The organism is Mesonia sp. HuA40, assembly GCF_008017835.1.
GTDB lineage: Bacteria > Bacteroidota > Bacteroidia > Flavobacteriales > Flavobacteriaceae > Mesonia.
This window is the reverse complement of the sequence record NZ_VRLT01000029.1, coordinates 117447-131874: the sequence shown is the minus strand read 5'-3', so window position 1 is coordinate 131874 and position 14428 is coordinate 117447. Positions and strand designations below refer to the sequence as shown.

The following is a 14428-nucleotide window of genomic DNA, read 5'->3' as shown; positions in this document are numbered from 1 at the left end:
AAAAATGAATAAAAGGCAAGGCAGATATTCACCTTATTTAAGGCCACTAACCTATATTATCGATGTGGGGTTTATTTTGGTCTTTGCCTTGATTTTTAAATTTCAAGCGATTGATTTTTTAAACTTTACGCTTTTTGTTTCGGTGGGGTGGCTACTATTATCTGTAAATACAGGTTTTTATGAAGTCTACCGTTTTACAAAGGGTTTTCGAATACTCTCCAAATCATTGGTGCAAATTGGTTTATTTTCTCTAATTGTTTTTTCCTTTTTTGGTTTTTTTGAAGACCTATCCAGACCAAGAACGATAATTTTTGAGTATCTAGCTTGCTTATATCTTAGTATCATTAGCGTAAAATTACTGGTTTTTTACTTGCTTAAACGTTACCGAAAATTTTTAGGTGGCAATTATAGAACCACTGTAATTCTTGGTGAAAATAAGCATACACAAGCCTTAAAGAAATTCTTTACCTCCAATCCTTCTTATGGCTACCATTGTAAAGGGCTTCTAGCTATTCAAGAAAAAGACAGCTCGTTTGAAAAATGCTTAAAATTCATTATCGACAATAAGATCGATGAGATTTACTGTTCGGTAACCTCTTTGAGTAACCAACAAATCAATGAGTTGATAGATTTTGCCGATAACAATTTAAAACAGCTAAAATTTTTACCCGATAATAAAGACGTTTATACCCGTCAATTAAAAATGGATTATTATGGGTATTTGCCCATCTTGTCGTTACGTGACATTCCATTACAAGAGCCTTTTAACCAGCTTTTAAAACGTATTTTCGATATTGTTTTTTCTCTTTTCGTAATTGTTTTTTTACTGTCTTGGTTAACACCTATTTTAGCCATTTTTATCAAGTTAGGCTCAAAAGGGCCAGTGTTTTTTAGGCAAAAACGCAACGGACTTAACTATAAAGAGTTTAACTGTTATAAATTCAGGTCGATGCGCGAAAATCCGCAAGCCGATTTACATCAGGTAAAACGCGGTGATAAACGCATTACGAAAATAGGTAAGTTTTTACGAAAAACCAGTATGGATGAATTGCCCCAGTTCTACAATGTGCTTTTAGGCGATATGTCTGTAGTGGGACCACGTCCGCACATGGTAAGCCATACGCATATGTATGCAGAACGAATAGACAAGTTTATGGTGAGACACTTTATAAAACCAGGAATAACAGGCTTGGCCCAAACCAGTGGTTTTAGAGGTGAAGTAGAAACCGAGAACGATATCATTAACCGTGTGAGATATGATATTTTTTATCTAGAAAATTGGTCACTTTTATTAGATCTTAAGATTATTTTTCAAACGGTATATAACGCTATTCGGGGGGAAGATAAAGCCTACTAAATAATCTTATAATAGTTGAACTAGCGCATCTAGTTGAAGGTCTAGGTTAAAATGCTGAGCGGCGCTTTCGCGGATTTTTTCACTCATTTGTTTAAGCTCATTCTTTTTTAAATCTACAAGTAAGCGATTTAATGCTTGAAAGTCTCCCGGCTCAACCACATAACCCAATTCATAGTCTTGCATCACCTGCTCTCCTTCGCCACCTGCAAAATAAAGCATAGGTAGACCGCCTAATGCCATTTCATAAATTTTACTAGGCGTAGAGCCATAAATGGCACGGGTAAGCGGCACAATGGCTAAATCATAACTGCCAAGTTGCTTTAACAAATGCTTGCGAGATACTTCACCGTGGTAAAAGATAGGTTTCTCGCTATTTTTTAAATAATCTTGCAAGGCCTGCTGCTCTGCACCTCCACCATAAATATGCAATTCGTGATTACCCAGCTCTATATTTTCGCAAAGTTTTACAATGCCTTGTGCAATTCCTAACAATCCCGCATAAACAAGTTTTATGGGTTGTTCGACATCCGATTCATCGCTATCAAAATTCAACCGACTAGCTTGTGGTAAATTGCGGTACAAAAAGGTTTGCTGTTTTGGGTTTACTTCAAGCACTCGCGCAATAATTTCTTTTGATTGCCCTAAAACCAGGTGCGCTTTCTTGTAAATATAGCGCTCTAAACGCTCTAATAACGCATACATGCGGCCTTTCTGTAGTGCACCCAATTCTAGACCTGCACTAGGCCAAAGATCAGAAACATTTAAAATCAATTTGCGTTTGTTACGGTTAAAGAAAAACAATGCCGATGCCGATAGAATCAGCGGCGGACTTTGAATAATAATCTTTTCTGCAAACTTTCTTGAATGTAGAAGCCTATAAACCCCTAAGCTAAATGAAAAAGAAAGCATAGCGAAAAGCCGTTTAAACTTTTGGTTGGAATTGCTCGGGAAAATATACAATCGGGTAACTGGGATACCTTCAAAATGCTCGATGTGCATTAATTTTCCTCTATAACCTTCGAAGATTCTGCCTTTTGGATAATTAGGAAGCGGACAAATAACCCGTACCGAATAGCCTCTTTTTTGAAGCCCGAGAGCCAGTTGAGCTATCCGATTGGAAGCCGCGCCAGTTTCTGGCGGAAAATAATTGGTAATAAGGGTTATTGCTTTCATACCAAAGATTCAAATTGCTTTAATTTGCCGCTTTTTTTTCGTTTTAAGAATGGTACGCGTTTTAAATTAAGGCGCAGTCCTTTTTCCAAGTATTTTTCGACGGCTTTCTTGATTTGATTTTGTTTCTCAATAGAAATATCCGCAACAGCGGCATAGGTAATTTCAAAGGTGTCGGGCTGGGTTTGTTGTATAACAAATTCTTTTACATTGGTATCGTCTTCAATTATACTTTTGGTTACGTAATAAAATGTGAGTCCAGGTACCACTTTACCACTTGGCAAACGGGCAATATCATTTGTTCGTCCTACTAGACGTTCTAAATAAGCTTTTTTAGCATTGCTATTTGGTGAAAGCACACCAATATCGCCTAAATCGTACCTGATGAACGGATGGGCCTTATTGAATAATGAACTTACAATAATGCGTCCTTCTTGGCCTGGAGGTAAAATGGCACCATTTTCATCTACAATTTCAACATACAGCGTTTCGGTGTTTAACACCCATTGTGTCTGCTGGTTTTGAAAAGCTATTAAATCGAGTTCGCTAGCACCATATTCGTTCACTACGGGTACACCAAATTGATTCTCCAGTAATTGCTTGGTTTCGGGAAAAAGCATTTCACTGGTAACAATGCACACTTTTAAACTGGGACAAACCTTTTTTAATACGATATTTTTTTTTGCTAGGTATTTTGCAAAAAGCTCGATAGAGCTGGTATAACCGTTAATATAATCAAATGCTTTGTTGTAAAACTTTGCAAGAAATTCAGCAAGCTTTTCATCGTTTAAATCGAAAATAGTAAAGCGGTACCGATTGGCAAACTTGTCTTTAATACGCTCTTTATAATATCCCATTTTCTCTAAAGGTATACCATAAAAACGTGCTTGTAACGAAGTATTAAAATCTAGACCAAACCAACCAAAACGATTAAAAATAATTGCCCAAGTCATAGCATGACAAAATTTATCTTTAGCAAAAACAAAGGGATGGCCACTAGATCCTGAGGTTTTATTGATATACACGTTTTTAGTAGTATAGGCTGTGCTAAGTCGTTCTTTTAGTGGGCGCTGTAAATCGGCTTTGGTTAAAATAGGTATGTCTTCCCATCGATTTATCTTGTGCCTAGCAGTGTGTTCTTGATAAAAAGGAGTATGTTGTAAATGATGCTTTAAAATAGCTTGTTTTTGCTTTTCAAGGAATGATTCGTACTTTTCTTCTGGTATAGACTGAATATAATTTAAGTGTTTTTGAGCTTGCTCAATTGGAAATCCTTTAACTTTTAATATGGTGTCAAACCAGTTCAAACTACTTATTTTTTAGAAAAACATTAGGGCGTCAATTTACAAACAATTATTTTTGATGCCACACACAAAAACAAACAAAATGAATATTTTAATAATTGGTTCTGGAGGAAGAGAGCACGCGTTTGCATATCAAATAGCAAAAAGCAAATTATGCGATAAACTATACGTGGCACCAGGAAATGCCGGAACAGCCGAAATTGCTACCAATGTTGCCTTAAATGTAAATGATTTTGAGGCAGTTAAAGATTTGGTTTTAAGCAAAGACATTCAGTTGGTCGTTGTTGGACCAGAAGACCCATTGGTAAATGGTATTTATGACTTCTTTAAAGAAGATGCGGCTTTGAGCAATATTCTTTTTGTGGGGCCGTCAAAAAAAGGAGCTCTATTGGAGGGGAGTAAAGAGCGAGCCAAAGAGTTTATGGCTATGCATAATATACCCACCGCAGCTTACCAAAGCTTTACAAGTGAAAGCCTGGAAGCAGGGAAGCAGTTTTTAACCGAATTAGATGCGCCCTATGTTTTAAAAGCAGATGGATTAGCGGCTGGTAAAGGAGTATTGATTTTAGACGATTTGCAAGACGCTCAAGATGAACTAGAGCACATGTTAAGTGGTAAGTTTGGGCAAGCCAGTGAAACCGTGGTTATCGAAGAATTTCTGTCGGGAATAGAGTTAAGTGTGTTTGTTTTGACTGATGGTAAAGATTATAAAATATTGCCTACTGCAAAAGACTATAAGCGTATTGGAGAAGGAGACACCGGTCTTAATACCGGAGGCATGGGAGCTATTTCTCCTGTTCCTTTTGCCGATGATACTTTTATGCAAAAAATAGAAGAGCGTATCGTAAAACCAACGGTAGAAGGAATTAAGAAAGAAGATATAGCCTATACGGGCTTTATTTTTATAGGATTAATTAAAGTAGGAGATGAGCCTTTTGTAATTGAATATAATGTGCGTATGGGTGATCCCGAAACCGAAGTGGTACTCCCCCGAATAAACACAGATCTTGTTGAGTTGTTGGAGGCTGCCGCTAAGCAAGAATTAAAAGATATTGAATTAGAGGTGAACCCAGATACAGCAGCTACGGTTATGCTAGTTTCAGGTGGGTACCCCGAAGCTTATGAAAAAGGTAAAGTAATTACAGGAATTGATGAGGTAAAAGAATCAATTGTATTTCACGCCGGCACTAAAATGAGCAAAGATGAACTGCAAACCAATGGTGGTCGCGTGATCGCTTTAACCTCATTTGGAGAGAACTTTGATGCAGCACTAAAAAAATCTTACCAAAGTGCACAAAAAATACACTTTGATAAGATGTACTATAGAAAAGATTTAGGGAAAGACCTCAATTAATATTGAGCGTCTTTTCCTAAAAAGGAATGCGCTTTAACGCTGCGGTCTTCGGTATCATTTTGGTTAAATTTCTTTAATTGTACCATCCAGTAACCAAAGGCCATGGCGGCTATAAGCACAAATAACCAGTTTACTCCATTCGCTAAAAACCAATTTTCTAATTCTAAATCGGCTAAAGCATAAAAAGGAAGAAACAATACGTCTTCAAATAAAGAAGCTATAAATTGAAAAAAATCTTTCATCGTAAAAATTGTTGTATTACTTTATACAAAAGTACTAAAATTAGCCATGTTAACAAGCTTTTTTAAAAATTCTAAACCTATAAACTTTCTGGTTTTATTGGTGTTGCTTTTGGTGCAATATTTGGCAGTACAAAAAATTGAAGTAGAGGGAAGCCAAACCTGGCTGAACTATTTATTGCCAGTAGTTGGTTTTTTAGGGTTGGTAGTTGCTTTTTTATACCTGAATGCAGTGGTGAAAACCAAAGCATTTGCACAAAAGAACACCTACGCCGTGCTTATTTTTGTACTTGGTATAATCTGTTTTTATCCCATCTTTAACGATCATCAAGCTTTACTGGCTTATGGTTTTTGGATGATTGCTTTACGTATTTTATTTGGCATGCAAGATGTGCAGCATTTTGGTAAAAAGCTATTTGACCTTTCATTTTTTCTAGTTATTGCGGCAACTTTTAATCCACAGCTTTATATTTATTTACTTTTTGCTTATTTGAGTATTCTGTTTTTTAGTCCCAACCAAATTACCCATTATTTTATTCCAATCTTGGCTTGCTTAGCAGTCTGGCTAATTGTAATGGCCATTTCTTTATTGGGGTATGATGATACCCGATTGCTATTGTGGCCTGAATGGACTATCAATTTTGATTGGAATAATGATTTAAACTTTATCTTCCCACTAGGTTTGATGGGTTTTTTACTATTGCTAGGATTTTTTGGTCTGCTGGCTGCCATACAGAAGAGTCAGAGTAGTCAAAAAATATATTATCGATTGGTCTTATTGCTTTTGATGTTTGGTGGATTTATGGCGGTTTTCCAAGAGCAATTTCTTATCCAGAATTTTATCTATTTGTTTTTACCCTTGGTTTTAATGGCATCAATTTGGGTTACCCAAACAAAAACCAAGTGGAAAAGTGAAAGTGTGCTCCTTTTTTTAACTATATTAGGCTTGGCTTATAATTTCTTAATATGATCGACGAGGCTTTCGTTGCCGAGCAGTTAAAAAATCGATGGGATTACCCCTACCAGTGGTTACGCAAACAAAATGACCAGTGGGACGCCATGACCAATTTTATTTATAAAACACCAGTTTGGCAGGAGCTTATAGAGCTTATAAAACTTAGTGTAGACGCTTATGAGGTGGATAAGCGCGAGTTGTTTTACTACGCCGCTAATCGCTGGTATAATTTCTGGAGTGCAATGCTAGTAGAACGCTTATTTTGCCAATCAGAATTTGTAGTTCCAGCATTAAATCACAAAAACAGATTGGTCGATTTTAGCCTTTACGGAATAGATTTTGACCACAAAACCAGTATTTTTCCTAAAAAATACAAATCAACCTTGTATTACGCCCAAAAGCATAAAGCAGATTTAATTTATTGGCTGTACCAAAATCAAAGTCAGCAACAGCGAAAACATCTTGCCAACCGATTGTTTATAGTAGTGCATAATCAAGATGGTGAACACTGGAAACTCAAAGCTGATTTACCTAAACTTAAAAAAGCAGTTTTTAAGTACTTAAGTACATTCTCAAAAGAGAACTTAGTATTGGTAGAGCTGGAAAATCATAAAGCTTGGTCAGATATTATTTGGGTTACGGCATAAACTATCCAATAGGCTATAGCTCAATGGATAGATAGAGTGTAGCGCTTACCGAATTTGGTTTTACAGCGAGTAACCTGCCAACCCTTACCATAGTAATGCTGTTTTCTTACTAACAAAAAAATATCTGAAGCATCTGTATTACTACTTTAGTGTTTAAATATACATACTCCCAGTCAAACCAATACTAAAGCGTACTGGCGCAAGCCTCATTCTATATTGAATCTATGGCGAATGTACCTTTCTCCACTATTTAGTGGACTCATGGTAGACTCACTGTGGACTCAGTACGGGTTTTCTTAGTAGTTGGTATGTTGTCTGCTGGCTTTAAATATCCAACAAAATAGCAATCATACCATTATTTGGTAATTCAAGCAGTTTCCTCAAACAAAAAATGGAAAAAATTCAATTTGAAGAAAATAGTTCAGCTACAATTAGTTATATAATTAGATTCTGAATTTGAACTAGGTTGGGCATTAAATTAAGATTAAACAAAACAAATTTTGGTTTAAACCCAAGTTTTAGAATTGATCGGGTATTTTTGCATTTAAATTTTTGATGCGTGAATTACATCGGTTCTAAAAATAGACTCTCAGCCTGGATTGTAGAGCAGGTTAAAAATACAGTTGAAGGAGCAATAGATGATATGATACTCTGCGATTTGTTTGCGGGTACAGGAAGGGTAGGACGTAGCTTTAAACCTTTGGTAAAACAAATTATTGCCAATGATGTAGAATATTACAGCTATGTTTTGTTGCAAAATTATATTGGCAACCATCAAGAAATTCCGCGAAAGCGTGAACTAATTGAAAGCTTACAGCAGGCGACTCCAGTAAATGGATTTATTGCCGAAGAATATGGAGAAAATGGTTCGGGTAATCGGTTGTTTTTTACGCAGGCAAACGCACAAAAAATAGATGGTATGCGGCTGCAACTTCAGCAATTAGAGTCGCAATTAGATGCCTCTACCTATTTCTTTTTACTAGCGAGTTTGCTAGAAAGTGCAGATAAAGTAGCCAATACGGCATCGGTGTATGGTGCTTTTCTCAAAAAAATTAAAAAATCGGCTGCCAAGCCTTTGGTTCTAGAACCAGCAGATTTTGATAAAACAACCCGGCAACATCAGGTATTTCAAGAAGATGCCAATGTTTTGATTAAGCGAATTTCTGGCGATATTTTGTATTTAGATCCGCCTTATAATGCGCGGCAATATGGGGCCAATTACCACTTGCTTAACACCATTGCTCGCTATGATCGCTTTGAGCCGAAAGGCAAGACCGGGCTACGAGAATACTACAAATCGAATTACTGTAAGAAATCAAAGGTAGCGCAAGAGTTTGAAGCCTTAATAGCACAAGCCAACTTTAACTACATCTTTTTAAGTTATAATAATGAAGGCCTTATGCCCAGCGATCAGGTAAAAGAGATTATGCAGAAGTACGGCACATATCGTTTGGTTGCCAAACAATACCAACGCTTTAAAGCCGATAAAACGCAAAACAGAAATCATAAAGCTACCGCAACAGAAGAATATCTGCATATTTTGGTAAAATAAATTCTTATAAAATTGGCGATAGGGGCTTTTCATTAAAATTGCAGTAGGTTTGTTAAATATTGCGTATTTTTGCGCTTTTAATAAAAGTAAAAACTTAGAATATGTTTTCAGACAAAGCCAACGCTATTTTTCAGGAAGTTATAGAAAAATACCACGAGATAAATACTGTAGATCAACCATTTACCAACCCGTATGATGAAAAAGATGATTTGCTAGCGCACTTGTTATACCGCAAATGTTGGATAGATACGGTACAGTGGCATTATGAAGACATTATTCGCGATCCAGAAATTGATCCCGTTTCTGCCTTAAAACTAAAAAGGCAAATTGATGCCTCTAACCAAGATCGTACCGATATGGTAGAGTATATTGATTCTTACTTCTTAGAAAAATACAAAGAAGTAACCCCTAAACCAGATGCCACGATTAATACCGAGAGCCCGGCTTGGGGTGTAGATCGCTTGTCTATTTTAGCCTTAAAAATATACCATATGAACGAGGAAGCCAATCGTACAGACGCTTCACAAGAGCATCAAATGGCTTGTAAGGCAAAATTAGATGTGCTTTTAGAGCAACGCGTAGATTTGTCTACAGCCATTAACCAACTTTTGTCTGATATTGAAAAAGGCGACAAGTATATGAAGGTATACAAGCAGATGAAAATGTACAATGACGAGGAGTTAAATCCGGTCTTGCGCGGTAAAAAGTAAAGCTGCAATGCCGTTTTCACGGATTTATTCAGTTCCACAAAGAATATTTTGAGCAAAGAAAAGCACATATTGGTTTTGCGGCTGTCGGCCATGGGAGATGTTGCTATGAGCGTGCCGGTTTTGGGTAGATTGCTGCAGCAATACCCAGAAGTAAGGCTTAGCGTGGTTACTAAAAGCTTTTTTGCCCCAATTTTTAATCAGCTGCCGCATACACAAGTTATTGCGGCAAAAGTTAAGCAAGAGCACAAAGGAATTTTAGGTTTGAGACGTTTGGCTAAGCAGTTAAAAGAGCTTAAGCCTTATGCTGTAGCCGATTTACACCAAGTATTGCGAACGCAGATTATAGATTTTTTTTTAAAAACTTACGGAATAAAAGTAGCTAGAATTGATAAAGGCAGGGCAGAGAAGAAAAAGCTAATCCAACACCAAAAAAAACAGATTAAGCCCCTAAAAACAACGCATCAGCGTTATGCCGATGTATTTGCTGATTTGGGTTTTCCTATCGACTTAAATACCGATTTACCAGTAATAAAACCAAGTCTATCTGCTGCTGCACAAGAATATTTCAGCGAAAGCGATAAAAAGGTGATTGGTGTGGCTCCATTTGCAGCTCACGAGGCCAAGATGTACCCTATACATTTAATGCGTGAATTATTGCTGAAAATAGCAAAAACCAATCGGTTTAGCGTATTGCTTTTTGGAGGAGGTAAAAAGGAAATTGAGCAACTTGACCAATGGGAAAAAGAAATACCAAACACCATAAATTTGGCAGGAAAACAGGTTTTTAGCGAAGAATTAGCCATTATAGCGCATTTAGATGCTATGCTTGCGATGGATAGTGGTAATGGTCATTTAGCAGCGCTTTATGAAGTGCCGGTGATCACGCTATGGGGCGCTACTCATCCTTTCGCAGGATTTGCACCATTTAAACAAACTGAGCAACTTCAGTTTACCCCTAGCTTAGAAAAGTATCCGCTCTTGCCTACCTCTATTTACGGAAATAAAATATTGCCGGGCTATGAGCAAGTCATGCATGATATTGATCAAAACCAATTAATTAAAACACTGCTACAAGTGGTAAAGCTAAACTAATGGATTTTTCAAACCCGATTTTAACCTATCTAATACTTGGCATTTCTGTACTTTATATCGCCATTAATCTTTGGCGTTATAAAGAATTAGATGCCAATCAAAAACGACGCTTGGCCATCATAAGCGTAGTATTTGTTATCTATGTAATTGCGAAATTTTATCGTGTTTTACTCTAATAATGTATGTTGATATTTTAAAATAAACAATGATGAATATAATTTCTTCAACAACAATTTCACTTTTTTTACTTTTCTATGTACTCTGTCTTGGAGTTAGTTTATTTTTTATTCTTAAAAACGAAAAGAATAGTATTGCTAAAGTACTTTGGGTTTTGGTGGCGCTGATGTTTGCTATTTTAGGAAGCCTTATTTATTTTGGTAATATGGCTTTAAATAAGAAGGCTAAACCCCTTGAAGCGTAGAAGCGGTAAGATGAACACCGAACACCAATTTGAATCATAAAAAATAGGCTACCTAAAAGAAGGTAGCCTATTTTTTATGATTTAATTACCACTATTAAACATCATCAAAATCTATAATGATTTTGGCTGTGGTAGGGTGGGCTTGACAAGTTAAGGTAAGGCCTTCTTCGATTTCTTCATCGGTAAGAATTTGATTTTTCATCATTTCTGCCTTTCCTTCTTTTATACGAGCGATGCAGCTACTACAAATTCCACCTTGACAAGAATAAGGCGCATCGATATCTTCATCTAATGCGGCATCGAGAATACTTTCTTTTTGGTCCATTTCAAACTCAAACTCCTCATCATCTACAATAACCTTTATTTTGGTTTTACCGTCTAAGTTGGCCTCAATTTCTCCGGTTTCGGTAGAGGTAAAGAGTTCAAAATGAATGCGTTCTTCTTCAATTTCATGCTCTAGCAATACGCCTTTAACCAAATCGATCATGGGCTCGGGACCGCACAAATAAATATCTTTAAACTGGTGGTTTTTAAATTTGTTATTCAGCACGAAATTAACGGTACTGCGTTCTATTCGCCCAAAAAATGAATCTTTGTCTTTGGCTTGACTGTAAACAAACTCGATAAAAACCCGATCGGGGAACTCTTGCTGAATGGCCAACAGCTCTTTGAAATAGATGGTTTCTTGAGGGGTTTTATTCCCGTAAACCAACACAAACTTACTGTGCGCTTCTTTTTTAAGTACACTTTTTAAAATAGAAATAACGGGAGTAATTCCGCTTCCAGCGACAAAAGCAGCATACTCGTTAGGTTTATCATCGGTGGGGGGATGGTAGACAAATTTACCTTCTGGCGGAAAAACATCTAACACATCACCTTCTTGAAGTTCTCTGTTGGCATAGGTAGAAAATAAACCGCCGGCTACTTCTTTAACACTCACCTTAATATAATCTCTTCCGGGCACAGATGCAATAGAGTAGGACCTTCTTATTTCTTGCCCATCAAACTCTTTTTTTATGGTGATGTATTGCCCCGATTCAAAGTAAAAAACATTTTTTAAGGCTTCGGGAATCTCAAAAACAAGACTCACGGCTCGGGGTGTTTCTCTAATGATTTCTTTTACAGGTAGCGAATGAAAGTTTTTCACGGTATTCTATTTTTTCCGTAAAAATACAATATACATTGGCTTAATAAACCTAAAGCAATCAAAATTTTATACCTAAGTTACTTATGTATGTAATAATTTTATATTTTTGTTATTCAAGTTAATTGGTTTTATGAGTAACTCTAAGCTATATAAAGGCAGTTTGTCAACCATCATTCTAAAGCTCTTAGCCGATGAAGGCAAGATGTATGGGTATGAAATTACTCAAAAAGTAAAACAACTTACACAAGATGAATTGCAAATTAAAGAAGGGGCGCTTTACCCGGCTTTGCATAAGTTGGAAGCAGATGGTTTACTTGATATAGAGGTGAAAAAGGTAGATAATCGTTTGCGAAAATACTATAAACTCACCGAAAAAGGAACTCAAGAAAGTATTGGCAAATTAGCCGAATTAGAACGATACTTATCAACCATGCAGGCTTTACTATTGCCCAAAACCAAATTGAGTTCTTAATGCCTTTAAATTTAGAGCAAATACAATTTATAGACCGCTACCTCAAGAATTCTGGGGTGCTTTATGATGATGTACGTGCAGAGTATGTAGATCATATCGCCAGTTCGCTTGAAGCGGAAAAAGAAAGCGGTTCATTCGATTTTTATAACCACTTTAAAAATTACATGATCAAACATAAAACTGATTTGCTTAAGCGTTACGAAAAATCTGAAACCCGTGCATTTTGGTTAGTCTTAAGCCAGTTATTAAAAAAGGCATTTAACGTAAGGGTCATTTTCGTGAGCGCAGTAGTTTATGCGTTTAGTTATTTTGGGATACATTACACCATAAAACAGTATCTGATTCTCCCGATATTACTGTTGGCTTTATTTTCTGTTTTTTGGATGGTCTGGGGTAGAAAAAACATCGGTAAAAAAACATTGTATCAGTATAAGTTAATGATGCTTATCTTCGCTTTTGATTATTTTTCGCTTCAATTTTTCAACCCTAATGCCAGTAATTGGAACCTTTACTTATTGGGCTTTTACATTTGGTTTAATGTTTCGGGACTATATCTCTACTACCAACAAACGCAACGTATGAAATTTATAGAAAGCGTATCATGAAAAAGCTAAGTGCCGCACATATTGAGCAGCTTTATGCCTTTACCCGAGCACATTTTGTCGATTATTACGATGTACAAACCGAGCTCGTTGATCATTTGGCCAATGGCATAGAAGCACAATGGACAGCAAATCCTGACTTAGATTTTGAGCAGGCTTTAAATATAGAGTTTAAGAAATTTGGGGTGATGGGTTTTGCCGAAATTGTACAGGAAACCCAGAATCATTATACGCAAAAATTCAAAAAGCTACAGCAACAAGGTTTTTTAAAATTTATGCAAATCAGGGGTGTACTACTGCTTAACATTATGCTAAGTGGTTTTGCTTTTATTTTTATAAACTGGTTAGATTATATATTGTTATTAATGCTAGTACCTATAGTACTATTGTTCACTTTTTTGGGGTTTTTGTACAATCAAAATAAAATCTTTCAACATAAAAAACTAGTTAAGCAACAAGATAAATTAGCCTGTTTACAAATGCTTTTAACCCATCGTGTAAGCGCATTCAGTTGGTTGCATAGTTTATTATTCGGAATCATAGGGGCCTATAATTTTTTCTCTGGTCTATGGGTGGCACAATTAGGGTGGATTGTTAGTATACAGCTCTTTTTTTGGTTGTGTTATCGTCATTATTACTGGTATCAAATAGCGAAAAAACATACGCTTGAACTAAGTTCATTTTTAAATTTGAAAAAGGTATGAAAAAGCTAAGAGCAACACATATCGAACAGCTTTATGCGTTTACCCGAGCACATTTTGTCGATTATTACGATGTACAAACCGAGCTCGTTGATCATTTGGCCAATGGCATAGAAGCGCAATGGGCAGCAAATCCTGACTTAGATTTCGAGCAGGCTTTAGATATAGAGTTTAAGAAATTTGGGGTTTTTGGCTTTCTAGAGGTGGTAGAAGAACGCGAAAAACAAATGACCAAACGATATTGGAAATTGATCAGGAATGAAGTTTATCAATTTTGTAAAATTCCAAAGGTTTGGTTTAGTATGGCGTTTTTCCTCTTTATATTCACCATGCTTTTTCAATTGCCTTATGGTTTCTACGGGGTAGCCACCTTTTTAGTTATAGAATTCTTTTTATATGTTTTTCTGCTAGGAAAACGCTCACGTCAATTAAAGAAAAATCAATCCGCTAAGCAACCATTGCTTCTAGAGGTGATTATTAATAGAAGCGGACAAATAGGGTCTTTTAGTTACATATGGTTTTATCAATTTCTGATTGTAGATGCTCAGGTTTTTTCTAACTTATATGTGGCTCTGGCTACATCGCTAATTATAAGTCTTGTATCCTTAGTGCATTATATTGTTCTGGTGATAATCCCCAAGCAGAAAAATAAAATTTTACGCGAAGTTTATCCAGAAATCGTTTAGAAAATTGTAACATTATCAC

Annotated in this window: 17 protein-coding genes; 13 read left to right on the top strand and 4 right to left on the bottom strand. The window is 36.3% G+C overall.

All coding sequences use genetic code 11. The features are described 5' to 3' along the window. Positions 1-4 precede the first annotated feature (4 nt). A complete protein-coding gene (locus FT993_RS06870; protein WP_147861805.1) occupies positions 5-1357 on the top strand; it encodes an undecaprenyl-phosphate glucose phosphotransferase in 1353 nt (450 codons plus the stop codon). 6 nt (positions 1358-1363) lie between these two features. On the opposite strand, the gene FT993_RS06865 is transcribed toward FT993_RS06870, so the two are convergent. Then, entirely contained in the window at positions 1364-2530 is a 1167-nt protein-coding gene (locus FT993_RS06865; RefSeq protein ID WP_147861804.1) for a glycosyltransferase family 4 protein, read from the bottom strand. Then, positions 2527-3834, bottom strand: a complete 1308-nt coding sequence (locus FT993_RS06860) for a phenylacetate--CoA ligase family protein (RefSeq protein ID WP_147861803.1) — start codon at positions 3832-3834, stop codon at positions 2527-2529. The genes FT993_RS06865 and FT993_RS06860 overlap by 4 nt, the downstream gene beginning before the upstream one ends. A gap of 79 nt (positions 3835-3913) precedes the next feature. On the opposite strand from FT993_RS06860, the gene purD reads away from it, so the two are divergent. Continuing rightward, complete coding sequence (purD, locus tag FT993_RS06855; protein ID WP_147861802.1) at positions 3914-5185, top strand: phosphoribosylamine--glycine ligase; 1272 nt, start codon at positions 3914-3916, stop codon at positions 5183-5185. On the opposite strand, the gene FT993_RS06850 is transcribed toward purD, so the two are convergent. Then, on the bottom strand, positions 5182-5427 hold the full coding sequence (locus FT993_RS06850) for a uracil phosphoribosyltransferase (RefSeq protein WP_147861801.1): 246 nt from the start codon (positions 5425-5427) through the stop codon (positions 5182-5184). The genes purD and FT993_RS06850 overlap by 4 nt on opposite strands. A 46-nt stretch (positions 5428-5473) precedes the next feature. Between FT993_RS06850 and FT993_RS06845 the strand changes: the two genes are divergently transcribed. The 7 genes from FT993_RS06845 to FT993_RS06820 all read left to right on the top strand — a co-directional run bounded on the left by FT993_RS06845 (position 5474) and on the right by FT993_RS06820 (position 10801). Beyond that, positions 5474-6394, top strand: coding sequence for a DUF6427 family protein (locus FT993_RS06845; protein ID WP_147861800.1), 921 nt, complete (start codon positions 5474-5476; stop codon positions 6392-6394). After that, complete coding sequence (locus tag FT993_RS06840; protein WP_147861799.1) at positions 6391-7026, top strand: hypothetical protein; 636 nt, start codon at positions 6391-6393, stop codon at positions 7024-7026. Before FT993_RS06845 ends, FT993_RS06840 begins: the two co-directional genes overlap by 4 nt. A gap of 559 nt (positions 7027-7585) precedes the next feature. Further along, a complete protein-coding gene (locus FT993_RS06835) occupies positions 7586-8578 on the top strand; it encodes a DNA adenine methylase (RefSeq protein WP_147861798.1) in 993 nt (330 codons plus the stop codon). 101 nt (positions 8579-8679) lie between these two features. Further along, positions 8680-9288 carry a DUF4254 domain-containing protein gene (locus tag FT993_RS06830; protein WP_147861797.1) on the top strand — a complete coding sequence of 203 codons (609 nt, stop codon included), beginning with the start codon at positions 8680-8682 and terminating at the stop codon, positions 9286-9288. A 48-nt stretch (positions 9289-9336) separates the two neighbouring features. Further along, positions 9337-10380 carry a glycosyltransferase family 9 protein gene (locus FT993_RS06825; RefSeq protein WP_255504439.1) on the top strand — a complete coding sequence of 348 codons (1044 nt, stop codon included), beginning with the start codon at positions 9337-9339 and terminating at the stop codon, positions 10378-10380. Further along, complete coding sequence (locus tag FT993_RS12295; RefSeq protein WP_187240773.1) at positions 10380-10556, top strand: hypothetical protein; 177 nt, start codon at positions 10380-10382, stop codon at positions 10554-10556. Before FT993_RS06825 ends, FT993_RS12295 begins: the two co-directional genes overlap by 1 nt. A gap of 29 nt (positions 10557-10585) precedes the next feature. Then, positions 10586-10801 carry a PLDc N-terminal domain-containing protein gene (locus FT993_RS06820; protein WP_147861796.1) on the top strand — a complete coding sequence of 72 codons (216 nt, stop codon included), beginning with the start codon at positions 10586-10588 and terminating at the stop codon, positions 10799-10801. A gap of 94 nt (positions 10802-10895) precedes the next feature. On the opposite strand, the gene FT993_RS06815 is transcribed toward FT993_RS06820, so the two are convergent. Continuing rightward, a complete protein-coding gene (locus FT993_RS06815; RefSeq protein WP_147861795.1) occupies positions 10896-11948 on the bottom strand; it encodes a ferredoxin--NADP reductase in 1053 nt (350 codons plus the stop codon). A gap of 130 nt (positions 11949-12078) precedes the next feature. Between FT993_RS06815 and FT993_RS06810 the strand changes: the two genes are divergently transcribed. Genes FT993_RS06810 through FT993_RS06795 form a run of 4 tightly spaced genes read left to right on the top strand, consistent with a single transcriptional unit; the run spans position 12079 to position 14409 of the window. Further along, positions 12079-12420, top strand: a complete 342-nt coding sequence (locus FT993_RS06810; RefSeq protein WP_147861794.1) for a PadR family transcriptional regulator — start codon at positions 12079-12081, stop codon at positions 12418-12420. Next, positions 12420-13025: a hypothetical protein gene (locus FT993_RS06805; protein ID WP_147861793.1), complete on the top strand. Its 606-nt coding sequence runs from the start codon at positions 12420-12422 to the stop codon at positions 13023-13025. Before FT993_RS06810 ends, FT993_RS06805 begins: the two co-directional genes overlap by 1 nt. After that, positions 13022-13726, top strand: a complete 705-nt coding sequence (locus tag FT993_RS06800) for a hypothetical protein (RefSeq protein WP_147861792.1) — start codon at positions 13022-13024, stop codon at positions 13724-13726. Before FT993_RS06805 ends, FT993_RS06800 begins: the two co-directional genes overlap by 4 nt. Further along, the gene (locus FT993_RS06795) at positions 13723-14409 is read left to right on the top strand and encodes a hypothetical protein (protein WP_147861791.1); all 687 of its coding nucleotides are present in this window, start codon (positions 13723-13725) and stop codon (positions 14407-14409) included. The genes FT993_RS06800 and FT993_RS06795 overlap by 4 nt, the downstream gene beginning before the upstream one ends. Positions 14410-14428: the final 19 nt, after the last annotated feature.

What these genes read in the sequence shown, in the direction of transcription:
- FT993_RS06870 (WP_147861805.1), top strand. Translation starts at nt 5, where the DNA reads ATGAATAAAAGGCAAGGCAGATATTCACCTTATTTAAGGCCACTAACC.
- FT993_RS06865 (WP_147861804.1), bottom strand. Translation starts at nt 2,530, where the DNA reads ATGAAAGCAATAACCCTTATTACCAATTATTTTCCGCCAGAAACTGGC.
- purD (WP_147861802.1), top strand. Translation starts at nt 3,914, where the DNA reads ATGAATATTTTAATAATTGGTTCTGGAGGAAGAGAGCACGCGTTTGCA.
- FT993_RS06850 (WP_147861801.1), bottom strand. Translation starts at nt 5,427, where the DNA reads ATGAAAGATTTTTTTCAATTTATAGCTTCTTTATTTGAAGACGTATTG.
- FT993_RS06845 (WP_147861800.1), top strand. Translation starts at nt 5,474, where the DNA reads ATGTTAACAAGCTTTTTTAAAAATTCTAAACCTATAAACTTTCTGGTT.
- FT993_RS06840 (WP_147861799.1), top strand. Translation starts at nt 6,391, where the DNA reads ATGATCGACGAGGCTTTCGTTGCCGAGCAGTTAAAAAATCGATGGGAT.
- FT993_RS06830 (WP_147861797.1), top strand. Translation starts at nt 8,680, where the DNA reads ATGTTTTCAGACAAAGCCAACGCTATTTTTCAGGAAGTTATAGAAAAA.
- FT993_RS12295 (WP_187240773.1), top strand. Translation starts at nt 10,380, where the DNA reads ATGGATTTTTCAAACCCGATTTTAACCTATCTAATACTTGGCATTTCT.
- FT993_RS06820 (WP_147861796.1), top strand. Translation starts at nt 10,586, where the DNA reads ATGATGAATATAATTTCTTCAACAACAATTTCACTTTTTTTACTTTTC.
- FT993_RS06810 (WP_147861794.1), top strand. Translation starts at nt 12,079, where the DNA reads ATGAGTAACTCTAAGCTATATAAAGGCAGTTTGTCAACCATCATTCTA.
- FT993_RS06805 (WP_147861793.1), top strand. Translation starts at nt 12,420, where the DNA reads ATGCCTTTAAATTTAGAGCAAATACAATTTATAGACCGCTACCTCAAG.
- FT993_RS06800 (WP_147861792.1), top strand. Translation starts at nt 13,022, where the DNA reads ATGAAAAAGCTAAGTGCCGCACATATTGAGCAGCTTTATGCCTTTACC.
- FT993_RS06795 (WP_147861791.1), top strand. Translation starts at nt 13,723, where the DNA reads ATGAAAAAGCTAAGAGCAACACATATCGAACAGCTTTATGCGTTTACC.